Origin of the sequence: Nitrosomonas sp. (assembly GCF_019752095.1) — a bacterium.
Lineage (GTDB): Bacteria > Pseudomonadota > Gammaproteobacteria > Burkholderiales > Nitrosomonadaceae > Nitrosomonas.
In genome coordinates, this window is record NZ_JAIEMO010000034.1 from 18,993 (window position 1) to 39,135 (window position 20,143).

Genomic DNA, 20,143 nt, shown 5'->3' on the forward strand with positions numbered 1-20,143 from the left:
TACCTACTGGACCATGCAATTACAAACCCAACTCGATTGTGGATTTCTATTCAAATACTGTGATTCTCGTCCATAACGGAACCGTCCACAATTGGTTGATAGCCGACTGTCAGATCGTATCAAGAATAATTTAGCGCTAATATACATAGGGCGTTTTATTATCATTTGCCGCCACTCTCCGCTGCCGACAATAATGCGGTGAGAACATCAGCCGCATCATTCAGTTCTTTATCTAAAGACTCCATCAAACCCGCCTGCTCAATCCTGGCGGCAATCTCATCCAGACGCTCGTTGAATCGATTGATGTCAGTTTCTGCTTTCAATGATTCTAGTTCTGAAATAAACCCTGACTTGGCGTTATCCTCTGGCGATGCATCTTCGGGAGTTTGGGTCATTTCGGCTGGATCATTAATCTCGCTCGATTCGTCACCGGCCTGGGTGCCCTGAGTTTCATCTTCACTGTCCGCGTGTTCAATCTGGCCAAGGGTTTTGGGTGTCCAATAGAAATCCAGCTCGACTCCGTGCTGAATTATTTCTTCGATATTGATGTAACCCAATTCGCCCATATCACCAAAGATATCGGCAAGTCCGAACGCCTGGATTTGTTCATCCTCCATGTCTTTTTCAGTAATGTACCAATCGCCGGAACCTTTAAAATAGTGCAGATATGCAATCGCTTTATCGTCCATACCATCCTGGCCGTAAGTTTGCGGCATGTTTTGGATGGTATTGGCTATTTCAATCATTTTATCTATAAAGAATTGCCCCTCTTCGCCCCGAATACCTGACATCACCGCAGAGAATTGCGCTTCTCCAATAAAACGCTTGAGCAGCGGCATGACTGCATTAACATCATCGATATTGTTGCCTGCTTTCTCTACCTGGTTATCATTGTTCGCTGTCACCTTTACTCCCAGTGCTTTACGTATCTCGTTAACGCGCTTTACCATTTTCAATTTCTCGATGCCTGACGTGGCCGAAGTGATTCCTGCACGGATATCTCTGAGCTCTTTAACCAGTTTTAATTTTTGTGTGCCGGAAATTGCAGCGTCCAGCGTTGCCCGGTCATTAGAATCAGATTCAATAGAGTCAAATCCTTCTCGTGGCTGATTATCAATGTACGGATATTTCTTTTTCATTTCAGGCACGCGCAGAAGGTTTCTTGCACCCGTATGCCGGATTCTCTTTGTCAGGTAATCGCTGATTACACGCGCATCATGTCGATAATCATCAAGTCTCTGCTTTTTTTTTGGCGTGATATCTTCCATGCCTGCCTTGCGATTGATTGCAATATCGATGAGCTCGCGCAATCTGCGCTTGGCATCCTCTTTATCCATTACCTGCGCGGTAGCGGTCCATCCATAAATTGCTGTTGGCACCTGGGCTTTTTCAAAGTCAGACGCGATAAATTCACGGAAGAACTTGATCAGTTGATTGGTCGCCGCTATCGATTTCTTGTCTGCATCTGAGTACACTCCATCCAAAATCTTACTTTCTGCGACCGCTTTATCAGTTTGCATAGCGATATCCTCTTGCGTATACGACATAAAATCATCAAATGGAGGGATAACCTCTATCCCGCTATTTAGTGGCTGACAGAATCCATATAAATCGGCGGGCGTCAATTTATCGCTATCCAGTAAATATCCTTGCGAACCACTAATTTGATTAATGAATAACCAGTCTTTAAAAAAGCTGATTGCCAATTCATCGCCGCTGTATTCAATCGTAATGTCCTCATCTTCAGCGAAGATCGCATCGAAATGACCGGCTGGCGTAAGAACCTTATAAACGTTATTCATCATGATTGTTCACCTGGTAAATTAGCGGCTTCGTTTATAACCGCATATTTAGTTCTAAATCTATTGTAGAGAACGCCGACAATGTTGTTATCATGCGCTCTCGATATACGCAGAAAGGCTTTTAAAGTGGTCATATCGCCATGTACCGCTACAGAAGGCGGTATATTTCTGCGATTAGGTTGTTCCGGATAAACGAATGAACCGTTTTGATGTGTAAAAGCAACTCCAAACCCGTTAGCAATCCGCCTCGTTGAAACATTCTTGAACTTGCCGGTAAATATTCGATAGCCACCCCAAGAACCAATGTATTTGGCTTTTGGATCATTCAGCCCACCCCACTTGCCAAGCAGATTTCCCTGGTCAATCGGATCAAGATCGCTAAACCAACTATCGCTAACAATCTCAATGCCCTCGGAAAGCTTTTGTATGGCTTTTTCGTACTCGGATTGCTCTTTATCGCGGATATCTTGAGATACGTCCTTTGCCTTGTCCTGAATGGATTGAAGCAGCTTCATGGCCGGGGTTAGATCGGCCTGTAAATATCCAGCCATCAGCGCCGCCATTTCCGGATCTTTGGATGCCAGCATTGCAGCGTCGTATGGATTTGCCAAATACTGAATTCCCATTGCCCATACTTCGGTGGTTTGATCTCTGTAGACCTTGCCCACATATGGATCGATAAAATCATCCTTGTAGGCGCCTTCATTGCTTGCGTATCCACGATTGCCGGTCAACGATCTCAATGAAAACACCTTGTCGCCTTCACGTCTTTTCACTAAAAAGCCATTGGCCGCATACTTGGCGGCGGGATCAGCTTCAAGATGATGGGCCATTTCATGCCATAAAGTAGTTTTATTGAAGCGATTGCCAGGGTTGATTGATGCATTCTCAAAATGACCAATACCCTTCGCGTGCGCGCGTCCACTGCGCTCAGATTCAATCTTTATGAGCCTCAGTTTGCCGCCTGAGATCCGATAGAACTCAGCCATATCCCTGCGCACATCCGCTTCCGGGTACCCTGCTTTTTTGAGTCTCGCTATTGCTGATTTCCCTATTACCTGGCTGTTCGCCCAGGATTCGGCCTGTTCTTGGGTCACTTTTGAGGTGCCAAGGATAGTTTCTATGATTTTCTTGCCGATTGGTTCCAGGCTTTCTTTCAATTCCTTGACCTGATTTTTTCTGATCTCATGCCTTTGTCTATCAAGGGATATCAATTTTTCCCAAACTTCTTGCTTTTTAATGGAAGCAACCTCGAACATATTTGAAGCCTTTTCAATTGCTTCCTTGTCATATCCATTGGCTTGATTTACCGCTAACAGGTCCGTCAAGGAAAGTCGCAACTTCTCATACTCTTCCTGAGCGGCTTTCTGCTGCGCAAGAATCTCAGGCGTGTCTTGCGGCGGTTTATCTGACAATTCTTTGATCGCCACTTCAATTGATTTGATTCTATCTATATCAACATCAAAAACATTGCCAGTTGATTTATAGTGGTCAAAAGCGGCCATTTCCGCAGAAAAGCCAATGGGAACGCGAAGATCAGCAAAAGCATCCATCCATTCTGATTTAGCGTCCTGATATCCCTCTTTGTTATTCTCGCTTGTGAGCATTTTGATTATCTTTTCTACGGTATTTGCTTCGGCTCCGCGCAATGACTCAGGTACCGCAGAAATTCCGTTGCGCAGGTAATCGGTTAGCGTTTTAATTGATTCCACAGGGTTAGTTGGATCAATTGACAGGCTTGCAACCGGTTTGATAGCAATCGACAGAAGTTGCCGTATTACACGCACGCGCTTGACCAGGTTAAGTTTATTTACCCCGGCAACCCCCGGCATATTCTTTCGGATAATCCCGAGTTCAAGAACGAGTTTTAACTTTTCAGACCCGCTCACATCATCAAGAGCCAGTAGAGTCATTTTCTTATCCGTTTGCCTGCTGGTCCAATTCAGCCCATTTTTCAGCGGCGCCACCTATTAATTCATCGCTTGCAGCGCCAAGACCGGCATCGATCAGCGCTTGAGCGGATGCCTCGATCTCATCAAGTAATTTCATGAGGTCGCTGGCATTGCTTGTGCCGTCAACTACGGATTTCAGGAAAGCTTTTGCGGCTGCTATTTCAGCGGATTCCTTCGTTTCAAGGATTTTTTCACTTTCGCCGCTCTGGGTTTCAGTGGCCGCTTCGGTTTCTGCAACTGGATCTATTACTTCTGGCGCTGGTTCTGGTTCTGGTTCTGGTTCTGGTTCTGGTTCCGCTTTAATTGGAACGGAGGCATCGATTTCAGCGGCAAGCTGCTCGGGTGTTTGGGTTAGATCGTCAGTTATGCGAATTTCTGGATTCACACTCGCACTCTCTGCAAATCCGGTTACAGACTTAACAACAGCGATTATCCCAACAACATTCGCTCCCGCACCTACCTGTTTATAATCAAATGTAGTTTGATAAAAGGTATCTCCAGAGGATTTACTTAAAACCGGATCGTTTCTCTCGCCACTCCACCCAAATTCACGCAAGCTATTGCGCACCGCAACAACCCGCCCTTGGAAAAACGAATCAAGCGTATCCTGGTATTTAACCTGCAGCGCAGGATCGGACAAGATCCTGGCGTATCCATCGGGACTCACCGGATTTATTTCTTCTTCTTTCGTCTCGTTTACCTTGGCAGTCATGGAAACAATCTCATCTGCAATCTGACCTGCTGTTTTATTGGTATTAACAGCAACAGTGCCAAGATCAAGCCAAGTACCAGAATCATTATCAAGCCGCTCAACATTGAATCCATTGCCTTCACTTGATGCTCGGAAATTATTAATAGTCATAGCCGCACCTTCCTCGAAACCCTTCCAACCCATTTTTGATAGTGATTCACGAACATCGATTTGCAAATTTTCTTTCCGGCTTGAATTGTCAGCAGCCTCAACTTTGATCACTTCCAATTCATGCTGTGCAGCGGTGAGTTCTTTTTCCAGGGCAGTTATTTCTTCTTTCAAACCCTGAATGTTCTGCATCCGCTCAGAACGCTTTGAATTCGCACGCGCGAAGGCTGTGCTGTTCTTTTCTGCGAGCTTCATAATGCGACGTGCAACTTCGCGCACATTCAAGTCCTGGCCGCGCTCAGGTGCCACCACAATCGTGATATCTTTCTTGTTAAGCAACCATTTCCAGGAAATAACCTCATCCGCAGGCGCCATTTTCTTTGGCGTTACATCGGGATTGTGAAAGTAAATGGATACCGTTTGCCCGTCAGACAATTCAAATATCACCGCCACGTTCGCTGTGCCACGCTGACTAAATGGATCGGTCACTTGCATAGATACAGGCTTTACCGATTTGCCAGCACGCTCCATAATGCCGCGCAGCAGTTCCATTTTGCGTTCCAGCTTCACATACGGAGTAACGAGAGCATCCAGTGCCAGTGCACCGTCAGAATCTTCAATAATGTCGTTGATACTGATCGAATCAAGCAACAAGTTTTCACCTGAATCAGATTGCCGTATCTGGTACAAGATCTGATCAAGTGTTTGATCGTAAGGCAAAGCATCGCTATTCCAATAGATTCTTTTATTCATGGCTTCTAATCCTTCATAGGGTAAATTGTTTGCACGCAATGGCTGGCTCATGTCGCCGTTCTTGAGCCACCACTTGAATTGAGAAATTGATAGTGGAACGATACTTTCCATGCCATTCCAGCCACGCTCGTAGCTTGCCAGGTACGAATTGCGAGCCGAACTTTCATCCGGAAAACCAAGCATGGTCTTATGCTCATCGAAACGGCCATACACATACTGGTTAACAACGTAGGCAAACTCAGATTGAGGGTAAAAACCGACAAAGCAATCAACGCATTCACCGTCATTGCCTTTGGTTCCGCCAATGTAACCGTAGTGAGCCGCAACGCGCGAAGTCCATCGCTTGCCGGTCTTTTGATCTATGCCGGTTCGGTATGTGCCACGCGGCTGCTCGATAGCTACTGGCAAGCCATGAATTACTACGCGGCCTACTTTGTAGTTACCCGCCAGGCATTGAGAATCGGTTGGCTCTGGAATTGAATTGCGACCAAAAGCGCCGCCATGGGCAGCGTTTTCAATATCAATGAATTGGTTATCAGTGGAATGTGTCATGAACGGCATGGTAAGCCGCTTTAAGGGCAGTATTTCGGTCTGTTTTCCGCTCTACAATGCAAAAAGCCCGAAATCACCGGGCTTAAATAACGGATATTTCTATAATGTATGGGTTCACATGCAGTCTGACACTTTTGGATTCAAGACACGATAAATTGTACAGTCAGCATTAGATCAAAATTAGACGATTGAGATAGTGCAAAATTCATTTTACCGGCCATAACGCTTTCTTGTAAGCTAAAAACTCCGCAGCATTGTTAAGAGATGGCATAAGCGTAAGTCTTGAGACATCTAAACGGTATAGCAATCGTAGAAGTGGATCAGCCTCAGATGCCGGAAGAGAGAAACGAATTAGAGGATATCTTATATAGTGCGTTCCTGGATCACGCTCAGCACTTACTGCATCCTCTATGCTTGGCCATCTTCCATTCATCAGAAAGAACCGATTGGCATTATTTATTAGGGTAAATACTCCTCGTTGTGCACGTAGAAATGAATTATTTGCTCGTGGTGCAGATACAGAACTAATACTTTTGACTGTGCCGAGCAATGGTGTGGCAAGACCAATAACAGCGAACTCAGCATCCATTCGATTGGTACCAGCTAAAGCGGATGCTTTCTCAGCAGCGAAATACGCAGCGACTAGCGGTGATTCAGTCCAATCTAGAAGACGGGTCGGGACACCATGGTGCTGAGCTAGCGCCACGCTTGGAAGAAACCGGTGGTCAGGAAACTCTAGGAATTGCTCGACTTCTTCATCTGGGCGACCTGAGCGTATTAAGTTAAGTAAAGTTTGATGGAGAGAAATGTGGCTATAATCAAGCGGGGTAAATATTCCGACTCGATCAGCAGCTTCTAGAAAAAGTAGTACAGCTCGCAATTCAGCATGCAAATGCATACCTAAGTATTCCCTAGTATTACCGCCGTCAAGTATTGGTTTATATGGTGGCTGAGGAGTAAATTCCTCTAGAGCGTCATATGTTCGATGTGCAGCAGGAAGAAGTGGCCAATCTATTCTCGCTTGACCTCTATAAATGTATCCATTGATATATTTTTCGCTAACATCGAAGATACTTTTCGGTTCAAATATATTCTCTTCGAGAAAGCATTCTATCAGTTCACGTGCGTTACTGAAGGAGTGATCAATATCATACATCTGATTCTCTGATCTCATGGTTAAAATGCTTAGGGTAAAAAGTACGACATCAGGAGCGTCCTGTTGTCCCATCTGTTAGTAACACACCACGCCATTCCGCATACTCGCGACCCTTTGGTGTTACTATAATTAACCCTGATTCCTCAAGTTGTAAGAGGTGATGTGCCTGTAATGCAGATATAATTGCTTTCCGTTCATTCGCCGACGGGATAATTGGTATCCATACTGACTCAAAATAAGCATACGTCGTGGATTGTGGAAGGCCAATGAGCCAATCAAGAACGTGTTGGGTGCCTCGGACAAGAAAATGATTTAAATACCGATACTCCCAGACATATGCGGTAGCAATATGAGATCGTATTAACTGCTCGATAATTGACCTTTGTTGTGGCGTTAAATCAGAGGGTAATCCTGTGACAGAAACCTGATCATTAACATTTGGCTCCAGTATTGGGCTTTTCTTTTCTGTTTGATTGCGGTGTGCTAACTTCAGTGCCGCCAGGTAGTCGAATTTTGGCCACTCGCAGGATTAATGCTTTTATATCCTCTCTAAAAATAAGGATGATTAAAATTGTCATAATAGATATAACCATTGGCGCACTAAGTAGTATCTTTAAGTATTCAAGAACAATATTCGCCATTTCCATAGTATCTTCCAGTTAACAACTAATTATATAGTTTCCATTATCTTCCATATTTTTTGCTTGAACTGCAACAAAGTTGTTACGTTTAATTGACCAAACTATCCTCAAAACGGTTTGAGGCCCCTGACACTGTTAATACTGATTAGTTTTCAAACGTGTGTATTTAAGTCGTGGAATTTGAGCGCATCTCTTCACAAAAAGAAGTACTATGCTTATTTAATTTTTAGAGAACAGGAGGTTGTTTTGGCTGACTTCAAGAAGCGATTAGCGGGCAAGAAGACAGAAAAGCCTACTAATCCACTAGAACTCTACAACACACTTGACAGAACGCATGATAAGGGACCGCTTCGACCTGCACAAGAATCTGTTTTAAGTGACTGGTTTAAGAACTGTCAAACAAAGCGAGATGTCATCGTCAAACTCCATACGGGGCAAGGGAAAACACTCATTGGTCTCCTAATGCTACAATCAAGACTTAATGCTGGATCTGAACCTGTTGTATATCTATGCCCTGATCATTTTCTTATTGAACAAACTTGCGAACAAGCAAAACAGTTTGGTATAAAAACTTGCACAGCACCGGATGATCTACCAGACGAATTTTTGAATTGCGGCAGCATTCTAGTGACTTCTGTACAAAAGTTATTCAATGGCTTAACAAAATTTGGATTGAATCGCCATTCAATTAATGTTGATACAGTACTAATGGATGATGCTCACGCTTGTGCTGACCGCATTCGTGAGGCTTGTCGCATTAGAATTCCATACGATCAACCAGCATATAGCGCTATGAGAACCTTATTCAGCAATGATTTGGAGCAACAAGGTGTTGGCACTTATGCGGACATCGTGAATGGCAAATATGATGCTTATCTACCTGTGCCCTATTGGGCATGGTTAGAACGAGAAAGCGAAATTGCAACCATCCTTTCAAAGCACTCCAATAGCAACTATATTAAATATGCTTGGCCTTTACTTAAGAATATTCTAAAACACTGCCAGTGCGTCATATCAAGTCAGGCTATTGAGATTGAGCCTTATGTGGCACCGCTTGCACATTTTGGGTCTTATTCTAAGGCCAAGCATCGCGTGTTCATGTCAGCCACCGTAACCGACGATGCCTTTCTTGTTAAAGGATTGCAGTTAGAAACTGACACGATCACACAACCATTGATCTATACAAAGGAAACTTGGTCAGGTGAAAAAATGGTAATTTTGCCATCTCTCATTCATGACGATCTTGATCGTGAAATGATCGTAAATACATTTGGCAAACCAAATTCAAAGCGTACTTATGGAATAGTGGCATTGGTACCAAGCTTCGCGCGAACAAAGGATTGGGAATCTCTGGGAGCCAAGATTGTCGAAAAAGGTTTTGTTGCCGATGCTATTACAACATTAAGAAAAAGCGAATTTGAAAATACCATAGTTCTTGTCAATCGTTATGATGGAATTGATTTACCGGATGAAGTTTGTCGCATATTGATTTTTGATTCACGCCCATATTCGGAGAGTCTAATTGATCTACTCCAGGAACAGTGCAGACTGAACAGTGAGGCTACACTCATGCGAACAATTCGATCAGTTGAACAAGGTATAGGTCGAAGTGTGCGGGGTGAGAAAGACTATTCTGTAATTGTCATCATAGGATCGGATATCATTAGACTTCTTCGCGAAAAAGGATCTCGCAAATATCTCTCAGCACAAGTGGCAACTCAGATCGAAATTGGACTTGAAATCGCTGAGATGGCAAAGCAAGATATCGAAGAAGATAGCACACCAGAAGAAGCTTTCAAGACATTGATAAAGCAATGCATCCAGCGTGATCCTGATTGGAAGGCCTACTATGCAGAACAGATGGCAAGAGTTGTTCCTACAAGCGCCAATGAAGCCGTCTTAAATATTTACGCAGCGGAATTATCTGCCGAACAACAATATATGGCAAGCGATTATGCAGGAGCTAGCAAATCTATACAAACGCTGCTAGACAGCAATGCTATACATTCAGATGATACTGGTTGGTATTTGCAAGAATGTGCTCGATACCTCTATATGTCGGATCGCGCAGAATCTCAAAGACTTCAAGTAGCGGCTCATAAGAAGAACCACCTGTTGCTCAAGCCACCAACTGGCGTAACTGTGACAAAACTGACAATCATCAGTCATGGACGAGCTGAACGCATAGTCCAATGGATCAGTGGTTTCAGTACCTATCAGGATTTGGATACCACTATTTCCGACATCCTTAGCAATCTCGTTTTTGGAATAAAAGCTGAAAAATTTGAACGGTCACTCAACGAACTAAGTAAAGCATTAGGGTTTACTGGTGAACGCCCTGACGCAGAATGGAAGGAAGGACCGGACAACCTGTGGGCCCTTGATAATAAGCAATATCTGTTAATCGAGTGCAAAAGTGAGGTAGAGGTCTTGCGCGCAGAAATCAACAAGCGCGAGGCAGAACAAATGAATCGGTCCAGTGCATGGTTTGAAAAGCACTATCCTGGCATGAAGGTTAAACGTTTAATTATTCACCCTGCAGGAAAAATAGAAAGTGCGGCTGCATTTACGCATGAGGTTGAAGGTGTTCGTGAATCCGATCTGAGAAAATTTGTTAAGGCATGCCGAGATTTCTTCAAGTCGTTCGAATCGCATGACTTTAATGATATATCTTCTCCTCATATACAAAGAATGATCAACGCTTATCACCTCGACATATCAGATCTAGTCAGCATTTATTCAAGGAAACTCAAAGATATTAAGTAATCAACTCAAGATACACGTAAGGTATATTCGTGGCCCCTCTTGGATCGGAGTAATCAGATTAGTTATCAAAGCATTTTCAAGAATTAAATTTTACTCAAAGTTTAAGTTAATTTAGCATGGGGCCATATAAGTTCTTTCAGAGCAATAACAATTAACCAGTGTCACACCATCCGCTTCGCTTTCCGCCACTATATGGTCGCGCCAGTCCTTTGCTGATCATGTCAGCGCCAACATTAATTCCATCCGCAAATACTTCCGCATTTATCCTGAAATATTTATCCCTGGCAACGTTGCGCAATTCGATTTCCTGGGAGTTTAATAATAATTGTGCAAGGTATGCCCTGGAATCAATGGCGCCAGATTTCTCTTGATCGCACTTACCTCTCAATTCAGGTGCATCTATGCCATTTATCCGCACCGGGATCTTACTACACAATATGGTGGGGCAGTCGCCGTCAATATTGATGGTAAAGGTATCGCCGTCATAAACCTTTATGATTGACCCCGGCTTAATTGTTTCACCGGCATAAGCCGGGTTATCACATCCAACAATTACTGCCAAAACAAATAAAACAATCGTTAATTTTGCTAATTTCATGATGTGACCATTCCTTGTCTGAATTTATCAATCTCAGCTCTGACCTCGCTAATAGCAACCTTCAAAGCATCCCTTTTACTCGCTAAAACCTGCTCCATCTTCGGTGCAGCCGTGCGTATCCCTGCAGGGGGTTTGATCTTCACTGCAGCGAGTAACTTCTGGAACTTGGTGCGACCTGAGTCCATTGCAGCAACAATCTCTGATATCGCCTTAACGTGGTCATCCTGGTTCTTGATGGGTAGAATCTTGTTATTCAGCAACACCTGGAAGATATCGCCGGTCTGTTTTATTCGTAAGATTACTTTCTGTGAATCGGCAAACGTAAGCAACATTTCACGGAAACTGATACCGGCGGCACGCTTGGCGGCAGTCAAAACATCTTGCTGAATAACGTGCGCACCGGCACGCGCGAAATATTTCTCCGCTTCTTTGGCAGCTTTATCCTTGACACTTAAATCGGCAAAACTAAAGAGTATTTTTTCCACCTTGCAATCCCCCCTTGAATCATTAAAAATTATTCTGGTACGTCAGTATTCGATGATCCGGACTGAACCCCGCCATGGGTGTGAGTTGACCCCACATTTACATTATTGTGAGTCAGTAAGCTGCCATGAATGGCGGTATTAGCAGTTACAATCACATTGGCTGCGTTGATTTCCAGCGTTTCAGCGTTCAATTTCATCGTTCCATCGGCTGTGATCTCTATATTCGCATGATGGAACCGCCTCCAATCAACGGAATTTCCCGATTGAGGGTTGCGATAGCCGGTAATTATGGGATATCTGGAATCACCGCCTATAAAAGCAATCCATACCGTATCGTTCGGCAAAATCTCGATCTCAGTGGCATTCGCGCCAGTCCGTGATTTATCGCCAATCGGATATTCAATTTCGGCCTCGGGCAACACATCAGAACCATCGGTAATGCCGGGTATTTCTATTCTGCATGTGCGACGTTCCTGGCTGTACGATCTTACAATCGCAGGATATCTACCCGGCATCTGGCCGTAATTATCTGTAGGCATTATTCCTCCAAACTTCCAAGCCACAAACGGGTGTATTGATTGCTACCGCTACCATCCGTATCGTTCTCGAACACGTGCGCGGCGGTAATGATGCAAAGCGGTACCCCGTCCACAAAATTGATTAAGTCACCGGCAGCTAGTCTAGGGTTCAGATTGATCTTTGATATCTTGCTTTGCACAAGGCACCGCGACATATTGCGCAGTCGTTGCACATTTTTGAATGGCGAAAACCTCACGCTACGCGGCTTTTGTTGGTTGCCCAGTACAACCGCCCCGGATTCATCCAGGGAATAAAACCAGGGTATTTCATGGCGTTTCAGGAAGCCGCTATCTACATCGTCAGATGCATTGTTGGGCAGTGTCATAGCTTCTTTTTGCTTGAATAAATCAGGCAAACGAAAGAACCTTAACCGGCCATTTTTCCAGCGCACAACGCCACCCTCTTCCTGTAGAGCTCTCGTGATATGAAAACTGGGTGTATCCCCTATGGGGCAATAGAATCTCGGCACCGGGAAATCGGCATCAATGGCCTTTATATTGGCACCTGCCGCTCGGTAAATGACAGATAGCGTGGAATTTTCTTTGATAATCGCTCTGCTTCGTACAAAAACTATGTGATGGCATGAATCCAGTATAGCCGTGATTTGAATGGCTGACATTTCACGATCACCTTGAACCACTCTGTTTATTACTCTATTCGATTTGATGATACGCAGTGCATCGCCTGACTCGCCGCCAACAGCCAATAGTTGACCTTCGGTCAGGAATTTTGAGAAATCATCGTCAGTCCTGATTTCAGCTTCCAACGTGACAGGTACCGGCGACATATCGGAACGCAAAACAGCGGACTTAATAAGGTCGCCGCGTATCTGCTTGCCATTGGATAGATAAATAATCACGGCACGGTATCTTTAGACGGTAACGATAGGCTGATAGAAGGCATTCATTGGCATATTCAGTTCAAGATTAGCGATATCCTGGGCAATCTCGCTGGTAGATCGCCCAAAAACATCCAGTCCCAAACCCCGCGAAGCCTCTTGATGAATGGCTGATTCTCGCTCAATATAGAGAACAAACAGCGGTTTTATGACTGTCCATTCGGAATTGCTTAATTCGGTAACTTCGGTAACAGCAGGGAATGGCGGCTCGATCACATCATTCGTAACGAGCTCCGCAAACCCGGTATAAAATTTGGCAGCAACCACCGCCTGGGCAAGCACGGTTGCAGGGTCAAGAACTACGCTGACTGGCCGCTCTGCGGTAAGGTAGTTATCGACCAGTGCAGCAATAGTGTCCATCGTTAAGCGTTTGGCTCAACAATCAGGAAAGCTACATCGCTGGTATCGGTTCCGCTGCTTGAAGTAATCGTGAAGCTGGTACCTGCCGTGCGTGCTGATACGCGAAGGAATCCAGGCGTACCACCGCCTACTTGCGATGTCAGAAAGATACGGCTATTGGCAGTTACCTTCTCGTTTGCCACAACCGCAGCTCCGCCCACAAGCGTAACTACACCCATGGCCTGATCCGCGCCATCTTCGATCATTGGCGTAGCTTTGCCCACGTAATTCAACTCAACATCGGCTGCTGAGATTTGCTGGTTTTCTGTTGCTCCTGGTGGCGTTACTGATGGCGCGCCAAGGAATGATGGTGCTTTATTCATTCTTAATACCTCTTTGGTTGGTTGGAAAAACTGAAACTATTAACTGTAATCCAGTGAGTTACCTGGGATAACTTCGCCGTAGTAATGGAAAAATAACGTACCGGTAAAGATCATGATCTGCGATCTGTTCTCCCAGTCGCGGTCAGTGTTGTCGATTTGCATAAAACAATCGATGTAACGCTTGGCACGCAGGAATTTTTGCGGCGTTCCCTCGTATACAGTGGCATTGAATTTGCCGCCGCCCGTCAACAGATTAACCATCATGTTGTCGATCGAACCGGCGATTGTTTCTTCAAATGCAACCTGCCCCTGCATGTAGGTTTTAGCCTGTTGCGGTTGATACGTTGCCATTCCCAATGGTCCAGGCACTTCAATCTCACCCGCTGGCGAAACAACCGCCCAGGGAACTTGCTTGCAAAGCAGGTAATTCTGCTCAAAACCATCAATCTCGCACGTAAAATCGCTTGAAATGATCTTGGCGCCCATTGCTTTGGATGTTTCATGAAACTGCTTTAGATAAGCGGTGTTTGAGACGGCCATGTCTTTATCCTCATTAGGTCAGTGTCGGTTTCAGATACCTAACTGTATTTCAAACGGATAAACAAAAACCCGGCGGTTTTCCGTTATTACATGGCGGCCACGAAGATTATTTGAGTGTAGAATTAATTACTATGAACACATGGATTAACCGCAATATTTATGCAGAGGGAATATAGGTAAAAATGTGAGAAATAGTTATTTTTCGAATTTTCCTGATGCCAAACGGGACACCACCAAGGAAGGTGAAGTTGATATAATTTCAGTTTCAATACCACAACTCCATATAAAGCCACCAGAAATCCCGGAAATTAGGGAGCCTCCAAACATAACTGAAATTCCTGAAATAGAGTTTATTAGTTTTACTTTTGAAGAGATAAAAAGCAAGACTGATGATGAACTATCAGCAATTCTATCTGGAGAGTCTTACGCTGATAAGCATTTGTCATCATCAAGTCAAACGCTGATTGCTTGTGAGCTTAGTGATCGGTCGATAAAAAGATTAAATATGCCACATTGGCTTAAGGATTGTGACTTCTGGTTTAAAGTTATCACTATCATCCTGGCTGCGAGTGGTCTATGGATTACCTATCAGAGTCTGGCTTTTCAAAAAAATCAATCCGTTTCTCCAATGCTTCAATCCGATGATTACTGGAAATTTCAGAAATCCCAAGAAAAATCACAGAAAGACCTTGAATCATTACAACCACACCAAAAGTCACAACATAAAACCTCAACCTCCTTATCTCATGAGGAGAATCGCCCTGATTCCTTAAAAACTCATGCGCAAGAAATATCAGAGCGACAAAAAGAATAACAAAAACAGCTATAAGATAAAAACTCATGAAGCACTCTGTCTTTCCAAATATTAATTTAATTGATGGTAATGGCTGGCAAAGTTAGTTAATGTGTGTTTTTCCTACTTGTCAGGATGTTACATTGAGCCGCCTTTTCCATGAATAGCGTACTAAGGCGCGTCATACACCTTGGTGCAAACAGTCGCGGATGACAGCCCTCCTTTGCGAACGCCGTCATAAACATACTGCGCCCTGAATTTCCACATGTTATCTAAAAGCAGGATATCCGCCAGGAACTTGTCCACCTCTTCGCGTATTTGCTCATGTGATGCATTTGTTATTATTCTGTCGCCTGGGTCGGTATGGTAAATAACGCCCTCGCCCGGTCGTGATGGCGGCTGAATGATGTCAACCTGGATATGCAGCATTTCGTGCCTGAGTAATTCATAACAAGGATCATGCCAACCCATAGCACCCGGCATAAAGTCCCTGGTATCGATGGTAGGACCGCTCGGACCGTCAGAAGAGTAGCCAGGGGTCAGATAAAACATGCCATCGCGCGTGAGGTTGATGTTGTACAGGTTGATTTCTCTATGTGGCCGCAGGTTGCACATCGCCCAAAAAGACTCGACTGAGCGATACTTCTGGCCTTCGATGTAGCGCAACTTACTGGCTCTTGGTATTTGCTGCTGCGACATTTGCAACCCCCCTTTTATCAACTGTTTGCGGCACAAGGTAGCCAATACCAAAACCTGCCAAAAGTATTTTGAACCCGGTTAACCCATCCAGATAAGATAAGCCACCGGCACCTGACCACAACATGAATAACGCTGTGACCGCTTTCACTACCGCTTTTTTGTCACCCCACAGATAAATCCCAAGCGTGGCTTTTGAGTCGCCCTCAGCCCATCTGTTTATGTACGCAAAAAGCATTCCGATGATGCTGGATGCCGCGAACAACGAGAATCTTGCAGCGCTCTCCTTGTCGACGAATAAATCGATTATTTCAGTCACAGCAAATTACCCGCTATACCGGCCAACACCTGCCCAAGGTAAAGCGCGTCAAGCAATGCCTGGTGTCTATTGCCAGCATCTATCAGCCCGTTAACCGATTGATCAATCCTATCCACACGCCCGTGATATTCGTTAAGCAGTGCGCGGTTTGTCTCTGTATATTCGCTCCAATGCGGCTTTACCACTTGCTCTTTGACTGCGCGGTATTGCGCTACAATCTTGCGGTAATCGGCCACGAATTCAGTAAACAATGGTTCGCTAGAATCAAGATAGTTGATTGAAGATTTCCACTTATCCACAAAGCCGGAATATTGATTGATGGCGTGATCGACAATCAGGCTTTCAGTGCTGCTGAGATTAACGCTCTTGATAGTTTCAGCCACTTGGCCGGACATGACCTGATCATTCGCAACCGCAATATTCGCAAGATCACTGGTATTTTTTAATACCGTGCTGCAGCCAGAAAGAATCATGAAACAAACAAGAAAAAGTATTATCGATATCGTTTTAAACATTTCATTTCCTTTGATGGGTTGAGAAATTACCTAAATCTTGAATCCGAGCGAAGCTATCATCTTGATGAACTGATCTATGCCGCCGGTTACTTTTCCAGCGATTAGCAGTAAAACCATAAGAACGAAGTAGCCGGTCAATGTCGCCGTGATATGTACGCCACGAAAGAAGCCCGATTTCTGTGATTTCTCTGCCAGCACATGATCCGCGTTGATCTGCATTTTTAGAGAGAGCGCACTTAATCGATTTTCAAATGATGCTGAATTCGCATCAACCTGCTTTTCCAGGGCAGAAACACGCGCGTCAAGCGATCCAATATTCATGGTGTGTGGGCAGTTGTTATCCGACATGACATTTCTCCTATTTGATTAATCCGATTTGTTTATTTTTGCCATGAATCGTAAGTGTTTGCATTCGATTCCTATCGACGTCATCCAATAGAGAACAATGCACCCAACCTGAATTGGGGTCGCCGCCGCTAACGTAGTTTTCAAGAATCAATTGATCAAAGGAGAGGTTTTCTGATATCCAGACTGCAAGGTCATAATTCGCTATTCCATCTATTTCAAAATCAACCGCTTGCCCTGACATGTGCTGTGATGTTTTGCTGCCGTGGATTGCTGTATTCAAGGCAAGGCTTCTGTAACCGCTGTTTATTCTGACCGGCCTCCCAAAATGCTCTCTGACCGGCTCCAATATGTGGGTGCAAAGCAATAACAAGTTACTCAAAACGCTTTGTGGTGGGGTGTTATCGATACTCAGTTCACTTGCAGTGGAAGAGCGGATTAATTCATTCAATGTAAAATGAGGGGTTAATTTTGTATGCATATCCATTGGAATTATTTCCTTACTGAGTTAGCGATGGTCTTGGCGACAATGCCGCACGCACTGATTACGCCATTGAGTCGATTTACGATGGCGATCTGAGTTTTTATTTCTGACTCCCTGCCCTTTTTCCAGTCCTCGAATGGCTTGCCCTTGAAGAACTTGTTCACATCACTGACCGGCATCGATAAAGCTTCGGTCAACGAGGTGTGGGAATAAATGCTGAGGCTAGACGCCTGGTTCATCAGATTCTCTGCCCAGGTCTTTCGCCAGTCTTGAGACGCAGGAACGAACCGGAAATCGCGCGGGTGGCAAATTACTTGCCGCCCCTCCTTTTGGTAAGGCTACGAATCCGTCATTTGATAATTCGATTCTAAATAGATGATGCAACGATTCGCGGCCAGCCATGTATGCATTCAATAGCGTTGCAAAATCGCTTTCCGGATATCCTGATATGGTGCGAATTCTATTGGTCAGAAATTCATCGTAGGCACCCTCGCCATCGGATGCACTGAGGATTTCCTCATCTTTGCGCACCAATTGAGCGCCCATTCCACCAAGCAGCCAATGCAATCGCCCGGTTACACCCTCGACTTCACCTGATATTCGCTCAATTGACTCCGCCATAGCGCCTGTCATGTGCTGAATAAACCAGACATCACCGCCAACATCGCCCACTTCGATCTTTTCTTCTGGAATAGGGATATCCGCCGATCCTTCCAGATAATCGGAATACCGGCCATCGCCCACAGAGAAATCAGGACCATCATCCGAAACAGCAGCCAGGTAATGACAGACAACCATCATTCGTTCTTGAACCGTCCAGTCTGACGGGTTTTCAATTCCTTTGACGGTCGCTACTGCCTTAAGTAAGAATGCGGTCGTTACGGCTTCTTCAAGTTGAGAAGGCATGGCAGCAATAGCAATGGACTCGCCAATTGACAGCTCTTTGAGTTGAACTGTTAAACGCCTTGTTCTCAGGATTGGGAAATGTACCACCGGGATTCTCACCTTTAATTTCGATAGATGAGATTGTGCGCAATCTGAATCTCAGGATTTGCTGCTTTTTCCGCTTACAGCTTGAGCGCGTTGTAATTGACCCAATCATCACGATCGATAGCTGTCAGAGTGGCAAGCGTCATAGGCACCAGCAGTTCAACATACCTGCCCTTTGCATCAATGCTCGAACTCATCGGTTCACTTATGGCCTCGATCACCAATGGCGAATAAATGCGGTTTTTGTAGCGCAGTGCAATGGTCGTAGGCGCAATTGACGGCACCAATGCATCAATGAATCCGCTATTTCCTCTGGCCGCTTGCGCCGATCGTGCAAGAACCGATCCATCCGGCGATAATTTGACCGGCAATGCCCACTCCATTAGTTTATTGAAAGGCTCTTCGACTTCCTTAGCCGGATCATTCCACGCTCGGAATATTGCTGTTACCTGAATCTTGACCGGCGGCATACCGTTGAACACCTGGGTGGAATTCAGCTTAGTTATGCCGGTCCTACCCTCGAATTGACGTACAAAATCATTTGATCGCTGCTGCGCTATCCCGATAGCACTTTGATCAGGATTTTCATTACCTAAAAAGGCATCAATAACCGGCTGCAACGCCCCGGATTGAAGCATTGCCAGCAACGTTGGCGCGCGTGACTCAGGTCCGGCATGTTCAAATGGACTCTGCCAATTTAATGACAATTCCATACTGGCTTCGGTCAGCGGTGCAAATACAGCTTTAGGATCGGTATCCTTGGATCTCGCGTACACACCCTCTCTTATTTTCTTGACCTCATAGAAACTTGCTATCAGGTGCGGCGACAATCCATCCCATTGAGACGACAGAGAGTTGGAAACAAGGCTGGGCGGCTGATTCATATCAAGATACCTATGTAAAATGGCGCTGCCACGTGTTAATGCGGCAGCGCCATTATTTTAAACGCGAAATTGTGGCTGATTACTTCAATCCGGTTTTTCTGCGAAGCTTCATTGATTTAGCACGACGCATACGCGCCGTAGCGGAATGGCTCTTCATCCGTGCTTTACGAATCCCAACCTTTTGCGCAGCACTCAAGCGAACGGTACCGGAGATACGTTTATTGATGCGAACTTTTTTACCCTTGCGGATAACCATTTTCTTTTTGTAAGCAGCGTCCATGGTGGCCGGTTCCTGATCGTCATCACCGAACACAAAGTCATCAATATCTGCGCTGGCTTCATCTTCACCTTCCGGCAGCGCTGATGCAACCAGGTCACGAACACGTTCGGCCACATCACCGTCAAAATCATTTAGCAGTGAATCAGCATCCTCTTCGGTTACACCCTTGCCTGTCAGGTAATCCCAGGCAGCATTGAGTGCTACATCGAGTACCGCTTGCTCATCCTCGGTAATCTCGCCGTCCTTGTTTTCGTCAGCAATGCCGATCATCATCGCCAGAAGCCGGTCAGCTGAGCTCTCACCACTGGCAAGATCGTCAGTTTCCACCCATTGCTGAATCACTGCAGCAGCGGCCATCGTGATATCAGCAATAGTGAAGCTGTCGGCGCCGTTCAGTTCTTTGGCACCGTCATCCTCGTTAGCGGCGTCCAATGTTTGTTTGCTTGATACTTTGGGGTTGTCGATGATTTGTCGACGCAACATTTCGCTGGTTCTTAATTGATTCATGATATTTCAGTCCTCTTGGGTTTAACA

Annotated in this window: 23 protein-coding genes; 2 read left to right on the forward strand and 21 right to left on the reverse strand. The window is 45.0% G+C overall.

Going from position 1 to position 20,143, the window contains the following annotated elements:
• Window positions 1-161 precede the first annotated feature (161 nt).
• From K2Q13_RS10090 to K2Q13_RS10110, 5 genes are all read right to left on the reverse strand, one after another.
• On the reverse strand, window positions 162-1,805 hold the full coding sequence (locus tag K2Q13_RS10090) for a DUF2958 domain-containing protein (RefSeq protein ID WP_292920938.1): 1,644 nt from the start codon (window positions 1,803-1,805) through the stop codon (window positions 162-164).
• Window positions 1,802-3,715 carry a hypothetical protein gene (locus tag K2Q13_RS10095; RefSeq protein ID WP_292920939.1) on the reverse strand — a complete coding sequence of 638 codons (1,914 nt, stop codon included), beginning with the start codon at window positions 3,713-3,715 and terminating at the stop codon, window positions 1,802-1,804. The genes K2Q13_RS10090 and K2Q13_RS10095 overlap by 4 nt, the downstream gene beginning before the upstream one ends.
• Before the next feature lie 4 nt (window positions 3,716-3,719).
• Window positions 3,720-5,927, reverse strand: coding sequence for a hypothetical protein (locus K2Q13_RS10100; RefSeq protein WP_292920940.1), 2,208 nt, complete (start codon window positions 5,925-5,927; stop codon window positions 3,720-3,722).
• Between the two features lie 196 nt (window positions 5,928-6,123).
• The gene (locus K2Q13_RS10105; protein ID WP_292920941.1) at window positions 6,124-7,146 is read right to left on the reverse strand and encodes an FRG domain-containing protein; all 1,023 of its coding nucleotides are present in this window, start codon (window positions 7,144-7,146) and stop codon (window positions 6,124-6,126) included.
• A 359-nt stretch (window positions 7,147-7,505) separates the two neighbouring features.
• Window positions 7,506-7,721 carry a hypothetical protein gene (locus tag K2Q13_RS10110; RefSeq protein WP_292920942.1) on the reverse strand — a complete coding sequence of 72 codons (216 nt, stop codon included), beginning with the start codon at window positions 7,719-7,721 and terminating at the stop codon, window positions 7,506-7,508.
• Window positions 7,722-7,961: 240 nt separating this feature from the next.
• On the opposite strand from K2Q13_RS10110, the gene K2Q13_RS10115 reads away from it, so the two are divergent.
• The gene (locus K2Q13_RS10115) at window positions 7,962-10,481 is read left to right on the forward strand and encodes a DEAD/DEAH box helicase family protein (protein WP_292920943.1); all 2,520 of its coding nucleotides are present in this window, start codon (window positions 7,962-7,964) and stop codon (window positions 10,479-10,481) included.
• A gap of 151 nt (window positions 10,482-10,632) precedes the next feature.
• On the opposite strand, the gene K2Q13_RS10120 is transcribed toward K2Q13_RS10115, so the two are convergent.
• From K2Q13_RS10120 to K2Q13_RS10150, 7 genes are read right to left on the reverse strand one after another with little or no spacing between them, the layout of a single operon-like run.
• Window positions 10,633-11,079 carry a thermonuclease family protein gene (locus tag K2Q13_RS10120; RefSeq protein WP_292920945.1) on the reverse strand — a complete coding sequence of 149 codons (447 nt, stop codon included), beginning with the start codon at window positions 11,077-11,079 and terminating at the stop codon, window positions 10,633-10,635.
• Window positions 11,076-11,564: a hypothetical protein gene (locus K2Q13_RS10125; protein WP_292920947.1), complete on the reverse strand. Its 489-nt coding sequence runs from the start codon at window positions 11,562-11,564 to the stop codon at window positions 11,076-11,078. The genes K2Q13_RS10120 and K2Q13_RS10125 overlap by 4 nt, the downstream gene beginning before the upstream one ends.
• A gap of 29 nt (window positions 11,565-11,593) precedes the next feature.
• Window positions 11,594-12,103 carry a hypothetical protein gene (locus K2Q13_RS10130; protein WP_292920948.1) on the reverse strand — a complete coding sequence of 170 codons (510 nt, stop codon included), beginning with the start codon at window positions 12,101-12,103 and terminating at the stop codon, window positions 11,594-11,596.
• Entirely contained in the window at window positions 12,103-13,002 is a 900-nt protein-coding gene (locus K2Q13_RS10135; RefSeq protein ID WP_292920949.1) for a hypothetical protein, read from the reverse strand. The genes K2Q13_RS10130 and K2Q13_RS10135 overlap by 1 nt, the downstream gene beginning before the upstream one ends.
• 12 nt (window positions 13,003-13,014) lie before the next feature.
• Window positions 13,015-13,401: a hypothetical protein gene (locus K2Q13_RS10140; RefSeq protein ID WP_292920950.1), complete on the reverse strand. Its 387-nt coding sequence runs from the start codon at window positions 13,399-13,401 to the stop codon at window positions 13,015-13,017.
• Between the two features lie 2 nt (window positions 13,402-13,403).
• Window positions 13,404-13,763, reverse strand: coding sequence for a hypothetical protein (locus K2Q13_RS10145; protein WP_292920951.1), 360 nt, complete (start codon window positions 13,761-13,763; stop codon window positions 13,404-13,406).
• Between the two features lie 39 nt (window positions 13,764-13,802).
• A complete protein-coding gene (locus K2Q13_RS10150) occupies window positions 13,803-14,303 on the reverse strand; it encodes a hypothetical protein (protein ID WP_292920952.1) in 501 nt (166 codons plus the stop codon).
• A 184-nt stretch (window positions 14,304-14,487) separates the two neighbouring features.
• Between K2Q13_RS10150 and K2Q13_RS10155 the strand changes: the two genes are divergently transcribed.
• A complete protein-coding gene (locus K2Q13_RS10155) occupies window positions 14,488-15,117 on the forward strand; it encodes a hypothetical protein (RefSeq protein WP_292920953.1) in 630 nt (209 codons plus the stop codon).
• 150 nt (window positions 15,118-15,267) lie between these two features.
• On the opposite strand, the gene K2Q13_RS10160 is transcribed toward K2Q13_RS10155, so the two are convergent.
• The 9 genes from K2Q13_RS10160 to K2Q13_RS10200 all read right to left on the reverse strand — a co-directional run bounded on the left by K2Q13_RS10160 (window position 15,268) and on the right by K2Q13_RS10200 (window position 20,116).
• Window positions 15,268-15,840: a hypothetical protein gene (locus K2Q13_RS10160; RefSeq protein WP_292920954.1), complete on the reverse strand. Its 573-nt coding sequence runs from the start codon at window positions 15,838-15,840 to the stop codon at window positions 15,268-15,270.
• Window positions 15,764-16,111, reverse strand: coding sequence for a hypothetical protein (locus K2Q13_RS10165; RefSeq protein WP_292920956.1), 348 nt, complete (start codon window positions 16,109-16,111; stop codon window positions 15,764-15,766). Before K2Q13_RS10165 ends, K2Q13_RS10160 begins: the two co-directional genes overlap by 77 nt.
• Window positions 16,108-16,626 carry a hypothetical protein gene (locus K2Q13_RS10170; RefSeq protein WP_292920957.1) on the reverse strand — a complete coding sequence of 173 codons (519 nt, stop codon included), beginning with the start codon at window positions 16,624-16,626 and terminating at the stop codon, window positions 16,108-16,110. The genes K2Q13_RS10165 and K2Q13_RS10170 overlap by 4 nt, the downstream gene beginning before the upstream one ends.
• Before the next feature lie 30 nt (window positions 16,627-16,656).
• A complete protein-coding gene (locus tag K2Q13_RS10175; protein WP_292920959.1) occupies window positions 16,657-16,974 on the reverse strand; it encodes a hypothetical protein in 318 nt (105 codons plus the stop codon).
• A 10-nt stretch (window positions 16,975-16,984) separates the two neighbouring features.
• Complete coding sequence (locus K2Q13_RS10180; RefSeq protein WP_292920961.1) at window positions 16,985-17,458, reverse strand: D-Ala-D-Ala carboxypeptidase family metallohydrolase; 474 nt, start codon at window positions 17,456-17,458, stop codon at window positions 16,985-16,987.
• 5 nt (window positions 17,459-17,463) lie between these two features.
• Window positions 17,464-17,694 carry a hypothetical protein gene (locus K2Q13_RS10185; protein ID WP_292920962.1) on the reverse strand — a complete coding sequence of 77 codons (231 nt, stop codon included), beginning with the start codon at window positions 17,692-17,694 and terminating at the stop codon, window positions 17,464-17,466.
• Window positions 17,678-18,448: a hypothetical protein gene (locus K2Q13_RS10190; RefSeq protein ID WP_292920963.1), complete on the reverse strand. Its 771-nt coding sequence runs from the start codon at window positions 18,446-18,448 to the stop codon at window positions 17,678-17,680. Before K2Q13_RS10190 ends, K2Q13_RS10185 begins: the two co-directional genes overlap by 17 nt.
• Window positions 18,449-18,522: 74 nt before the next feature.
• Window positions 18,523-19,329 (reverse strand): hypothetical protein, encoded by an 807-nt coding sequence (locus K2Q13_RS10195; RefSeq protein ID WP_292920965.1) that lies wholly within the window; start codon window positions 19,327-19,329, stop codon window positions 18,523-18,525.
• Window positions 19,330-19,408: 79 nt separating this feature from the next.
• A complete protein-coding gene (locus tag K2Q13_RS10200; RefSeq protein WP_292920966.1) occupies window positions 19,409-20,116 on the reverse strand; it encodes a hypothetical protein in 708 nt (235 codons plus the stop codon).
• Between the last annotated feature and the right edge of the window lie 27 nt (window positions 20,117-20,143).

Bases quoted from the DNA above. Each gene is read 5' to 3' on its own strand.
- K2Q13_RS10090 (WP_292920938.1), bottom strand. From the start codon at position 1,805: ATGATGAATAACGTTTATAAGGTTCTTACGCCAGCCGGTCATTTCGAT.
- K2Q13_RS10095 (WP_292920939.1), bottom strand. From the start codon at position 3,715: ATGACTCTACTGGCTCTTGATGATGTGAGCGGGTCTGAAAAGTTAAAA.
- K2Q13_RS10100 (WP_292920940.1), bottom strand. From the start codon at position 5,927: ATGCCGTTCATGACACATTCCACTGATAACCAATTCATTGATATTGAA.
- K2Q13_RS10105 (WP_292920941.1), bottom strand. From the start codon at position 7,146: ATGGGACAACAGGACGCTCCTGATGTCGTACTTTTTACCCTAAGCATT.
- K2Q13_RS10110 (WP_292920942.1), bottom strand. From the start codon at position 7,721: ATGGAAATGGCGAATATTGTTCTTGAATACTTAAAGATACTACTTAGT.
- K2Q13_RS10120 (WP_292920945.1), bottom strand. From the start codon at position 11,079: ATGAAATTAGCAAAATTAACGATTGTTTTATTTGTTTTGGCAGTAATT.
- K2Q13_RS10130 (WP_292920948.1), bottom strand. From the start codon at position 12,103: ATGCCTACAGATAATTACGGCCAGATGCCGGGTAGATATCCTGCGATT.
- K2Q13_RS10140 (WP_292920950.1), bottom strand. From the start codon at position 13,401: ATGGACACTATTGCTGCACTGGTCGATAACTACCTTACCGCAGAGCGG.
- K2Q13_RS10145 (WP_292920951.1), bottom strand. From the start codon at position 13,763: ATGAATAAAGCACCATCATTCCTTGGCGCGCCATCAGTAACGCCACCA.
- K2Q13_RS10150 (WP_292920952.1), bottom strand. From the start codon at position 14,303: ATGGCCGTCTCAAACACCGCTTATCTAAAGCAGTTTCATGAAACATCC.
- K2Q13_RS10170 (WP_292920957.1), bottom strand. From the start codon at position 16,626: ATGTTTAAAACGATATCGATAATACTTTTTCTTGTTTGTTTCATGATT.
- K2Q13_RS10175 (WP_292920959.1), bottom strand. From the start codon at position 16,974: ATGTCGGATAACAACTGCCCACACACCATGAATATTGGATCGCTTGAC.
- K2Q13_RS10180 (WP_292920961.1), bottom strand. From the start codon at position 17,458: ATGGATATGCATACAAAATTAACCCCTCATTTTACATTGAATGAATTA.
- K2Q13_RS10185 (WP_292920962.1), bottom strand. From the start codon at position 17,694: ATGAACCAGGCGTCTAGCCTCAGCATTTATTCCCACACCTCGTTGACC.
- K2Q13_RS10195 (WP_292920965.1), bottom strand. From the start codon at position 19,329: ATGAATCAGCCGCCCAGCCTTGTTTCCAACTCTCTGTCGTCTCAATGG.
- K2Q13_RS10200 (WP_292920966.1), bottom strand. From the start codon at position 20,116: ATGAATCAATTAAGAACCAGCGAAATGTTGCGTCGACAAATCATCGAC.